At 60.9% G+C, this 902-nt stretch carries 1 protein-coding gene and 1 pseudogene; both read right to left on the bottom strand.

Annotated features, from left to right (window positions below):
• Positions 1-220 precede the first annotated feature (220 nt).
• Positions 221-493: a helix-turn-helix domain-containing protein gene (locus EHS43_RS48665; RefSeq protein WP_260471034.1), complete on the bottom strand. Its 273-nt coding sequence runs from the start codon at positions 491-493 to the stop codon at positions 221-223.
• Positions 494-509: 16 nt separating this feature from the next.
• Positions 510-566, bottom strand: a pseudogene (locus EHS43_RS48660) (hypothetical protein); the annotation flags it as partial.
• Between the last annotated feature and the right edge of the window lie 336 nt (positions 567-902).

Raw genomic sequence — 902 nt, 5'->3', positions numbered from 1 at the left:
GGCTCGATCAGCGACCACAGTTCATCCGACACGATCCACGGCCGCGACTGACGTTTCCCCACGACCAGACCAACGACCACCAAGACTGAAAGTCACATGATCAACAACTTCTGTTAGGACCCCTAAGTCGCTGGGGTACGGCTCTCGTTCCATACCCGCATCTCAGCATGCACATGTCCAGCGGACGACCTGCCCGACGATCAGTACCTCGATCGAGCGATCACGAACCGAGGAAGATCGGACTTAACGTCCACTCATACCGCTTCCATCTGCGGTCGTGGCGCTTGGAGCGCTGGGAGGCTGGCAGGCGGCCCATGTCCAGGCGGTTCAGGATGCGCCAGACGCCCGACTTGCTGATGGTGACGTCGTGGTACCGCTTGAGGTACATGGCGATCTTCTCGGGGCCGAAGTGGTAGTTCTGCCGAAGGTAGATGATCTTTCCGATTACCTCGCCGTGGGTGGCGTTCGGAGAGTTTCTCGGTCGGGTGCGCAAGGCCCTCGGCCTTGTAGCGGCGGTACCAGGTGTAGTACTCCTGCCGGCTGATCCCGAAGTACCGGCAGGACATCGCAATGTTACCGGTGACCTCTTCGACGTGGCGTATGACGGTCAGGCGCCGCTTGGCCTCACGGTCAAGCGGCGGACTGGTGGGGATGGACTTCGGCATGTGGATCTTCGTAGTGATTGGAGACCCAGGTGTCAACGATGATCGTCAGTTTTAGACCGAAACGCTCGTTCAGCTGGCTCAACTGCTACAACACCCGACGCCGTCACTGCCGAGCCCGGGACGGTTCAGGTTGCAGGGTTTGCCCGGAGGCGTGATCCGGCTTGTGGAGGGTGTTCAGCGTCGGCGTCCGGTTTTGTTCGGTGGCTGTGCGTGGGTGGGGGGTGGCGTGCTGGGGGA

This window comes from Streptomyces sp. RP5T, from assembly GCF_003933965.1.
Lineage (GTDB): Bacteria > Actinomycetota > Actinomycetes > Streptomycetales > Streptomycetaceae > Streptomyces.
This window is presented reverse-complemented; position numbering and strand designations above follow the sequence as displayed.